Below are 3267 nucleotides of genomic sequence, written 5' to 3'. Positions count from 1 at the left end.
TCCGCGACATCTACATCACCGGCGGTATGCCGTCGGCGTTCATCCCGGCCTGGCTGTCGGTGGTCAATCTGCTCAAGTGGCTGCCCAATCCGTCGACGCTGATGCGCGACATGGTGCGCGGCGACGCCCTTCGCTGGGCGTCGTCACGGGTCAAGTCACCGGCCACCGAGATGGGTTCGATCGGCTGGGGCTTCCTGACCGCACGCGACCCGCGCATCCACGACGACCCCTACTTCGACGAACGCGACCCCGAGATCGATCGCATCGAGGTACCCACGTTCACCATCGGCGCCTGGCACGACCTGTTCAGCCACAGCGCCACCGGCATCTACGAGCGCCTCGACATGGAACCGGGCCGCAAGCAGATGGTGGTGGGCGACGGCTACCACTTCGACGCCGGATCGGGCTATGGCGGCGACGCCTCCCCGCCGCGGCTCGACGTCCTCGAACGTGCCTGGTTCGACCGCTGGCTCAAGGGTCACCGCAACGGCGTCGAGTACTACGGTCCGGTGACCATGCTGCAGCAGGGTGGCGCGTGGACATCGGGCCCGAGTTTCCCGCGGCCGGGCATGGAGCACCAGCGGCTGTATCTGTCCGACCTCCCGTCGGGTAGCGCCGCCCACACCGTTCACGACGGCAGCCTCAGTTCGGTGCCGGGGCTGCACACGTCGTCGCTGAAGGTCAAGCGCGACCTGCGCGGCCTGGTCTCCCGGGATATGACCCAGGTCACCGCCGGCGGCACGATGCTGCTCGGCCCGCACTTCAACACCGACGCCCGTTTCCAGGAGAAGGGCGGCCTGTCGTTCACCACCGATGCGGTGATCGAGCGGGTCCGGATCAGCGGCGGACTCAACCTGCGACTGAACGTGGCCACCACCGGACACGAGGCCGTGTGGGCGATCACCATCAATGATGTCGCCCCCGACGGCCGTTCGACAGTACTCACCAGCGGTGCGCTGTCCACCGCCAACCGGGCACTCGATCACGCCAAGACGCGGTACACCGCCGAGGGTGCGGTGGCCAAGGCCTACCACGTGCTCACCCGCGACCGTAAGCTGCCCGTCCCAGCCGATGAGCCGGTCCGGATCGATGTGTCCCTCACCCCCACCGACGCGGTCCTCGAACCGGGCCACCGGCTGCGGGTGGACATCTATGCCGCCAGCTTCCCGCGTTACCTGAACGTGGTCCCCGACCTGATCAGGCTCCGCGGCCACCATCAGCGGCTGGTGCTCGACCCGAAGCATCCGAGCTACCTCACCTTCGAGGCCGACCTCCCGATCATCTGACCCGACCACCGGCGATGCCCGCCCCGAGAGACAAGAACCGCCCTCCACAGGGCCGCTGATGCACTATTCCAGCGGCGGCCCTGTGGAGGGCGGTTCTTAGCCGTTCCGGAGCGGGCATTGTCGTCTGTGTTGGTAGAAGTCAGCCCAGTCCCAGCCGCGAACCTATACCGCGGGCCGCCGATTCCAGCGCACCGACCGGTTTGAGCGCCACCTCCGCGATCCCGACGATCACCTCGACCCGGGTGACGATCCGCTCCAGCCGTGCGGTGATCTCCCCCAGACCGGCCACCGCCTCGTTGACGTTGTCGATAGTCTCGGCGAACTTGACCAGCGTCGGGTTCAGGTCATCGATAGCGGCGTCGAGTTTGGCGACCGTGTTGTCCATGCCGGCCAGCGTCGTACCGAGACCGCCCAGGATCTCGTTGACCTGGTCAACCGTCTCATCGGCGTTCAACGCCGCCTGCGCCAGTTTCTTGAGCCGTTGCCGGTCGGCGGGCGGACGTGAATCGTTGAATGCCATGTACCGATTATTGCCCACTCAGGCGCCCGGATCGGCGAATTCGGCCCGCCCGCAGATCTCCAGCCGGTTGAGGCGTGAGGAGCGCCGGCGACGAGCACCTCAACCCGCGGAGTGGTCCGCTTCAGCGGCAGTGACCCACCTACAGAACTCCGGAGTCGGTGAACACCACCCGGTAGACGAACTCGGCCTCCGGCCCCAACACCAGACCCACCAGCGCGATCAGCGTCCGGACGAAACCCGGTCCATGCGCGGGACCGTCCGAGTCGTCGAGGTGGTGGGCGATCTCATGCAGGACGACGAGTTCGCGCAGCGCCCAACGGCCCTCACGGGAGGCCGGGATGGCGATCTCGCGGCTGCCGTCCGGGCGGCGTCGATACTCCGCCGAGCGGTGACCCCCGCGCTCGATCACGTCGACGGGAAGCGACGCGCTCCCGAAACTGCTTGTGACGGAGCCCATTCCCAGAACCCGGTCGACATACTCCCGTACCGAGCCGACCGACGCGAACCGTACCTCGGGCGGCAGCGTCAGCGACGTCCCGGCGATCTGCACGAGCCGCGAGGAGCCCGCCCGGTCGAACATGCCGTGCACCAGCCGCTCGGCCGCGTATACCTGCGCACGCCGGGAATCCCGTCCGGTCATTCCAAAGCGCCTCGCGGGGCACCGAATTCACGATCCGGACCGATCTTCGCGCGCCGTCCCGCCCGATCCCCGGCCTGGCGGGCGGCCTCCGAATATCCGGCGGAGGCCGACGTCGGACGCCACGCCCCCCGTGCCCGCGACTCCCTGCGGTAGAAGCCGCTGACCTCGACTTCCTTGTTGCGCAACGCAATCGCCGTCGATGCCGCCCGATCATCGGCACTCTCAGCCGAGATCGCCTCGGCCTTGGCGGCGTCACGGGCCTCGGTGAGCCGAGTCCCGATGCGTCCGGCGAACGCGGACTGGAAGTTGAGCCGGGCCGTGATGCCCGACAACGGTTTCTGTTCGACCACCTGCCGCCCGCCGCCACGCGCGACCACCCGAGCCGACACCTCCCCCCGGTGACGACCCGACCTCAGGTAAGCGTCGGAGGCTGCCACCATCTGTATGACCAGCGACGTGTACAGCGCCTCACAGGTGTCGATGTCGGGTTCGAATCCGTAGGCGACGACGAACGTCGAGTTGCCGGCGACGTCCACGGTCACATCGTTGGCACGGGCAATGGCCACGAACAACTGCACATACGTCTTCAGACCCCGTTTACCTGCCTCCCCGATCGCGATCTGCCGGGTGATCGGGGAGGTCCGCCTACGCGCCGTCGGATCGTGCGAGCGTGCCACAGCCAGATCGATCGACGACGCCGTCGCCAGCCGCTGTGCGGCCTGCATGAACGTCTCCGCCTCATGCTCGTTGTCGGTGTTCTCGGCCTGCCGCAGCAGCGCCGCGATCCGCGTCAGCAACTTGTCATCGCGCATGACTCCACC

At 67.6% G+C, this 3267-nt stretch carries 4 protein-coding genes; 1 reads left to right on the top strand and 3 read right to left on the bottom strand.

The window, feature by feature from the left end:
• Positions 1 to 1286 (top strand): CocE/NonD family hydrolase (locus KDB67_RS18255; protein ID WP_291018694.1); only part of this gene is annotated, 1286 nt, incomplete at its 5' end.
• A 139-nt stretch (positions 1287 to 1425) separates the two neighbouring features.
• On the opposite strand, the gene KDB67_RS18250 is transcribed toward KDB67_RS18255, so the two are convergent.
• The 3 genes from KDB67_RS18250 to KDB67_RS18240 form a co-directional block, all read right to left on the bottom strand.
• On the bottom strand, positions 1426 to 1806 hold the full coding sequence (locus KDB67_RS18250) for a hypothetical protein (protein WP_291018693.1): 381 nt from the start codon (positions 1804 to 1806) through the stop codon (positions 1426 to 1428).
• A 139-nt stretch (positions 1807 to 1945) separates the two neighbouring features.
• Positions 1946 to 2446, bottom strand: a complete 501-nt coding sequence (locus KDB67_RS18245) for a TIGR04338 family metallohydrolase (protein WP_291018690.1) — start codon at positions 2444 to 2446, stop codon at positions 1946 to 1948.
• On the bottom strand, positions 2443 to 3258 hold the full coding sequence (locus tag KDB67_RS18240; RefSeq protein WP_291018696.1) for a DUF2786 domain-containing protein: 816 nt from the start codon (positions 3256 to 3258) through the stop codon (positions 2443 to 2445). Before KDB67_RS18240 ends, KDB67_RS18245 begins: the two co-directional genes overlap by 4 nt.
• Between the last annotated feature and the right edge of the window lie 9 nt (positions 3259 to 3267).

This window comes from Gordonia sp. (in: high G+C Gram-positive bacteria), from assembly GCF_020438995.1.
Classification (GTDB): Bacteria; Actinomycetota; Actinomycetes; order Mycobacteriales; family Mycobacteriaceae; genus Gordonia.
The sequence above is the reverse complement of the archived record's forward strand: the minus strand, read 5'-3'. Positions and strand labels throughout refer to the sequence as shown.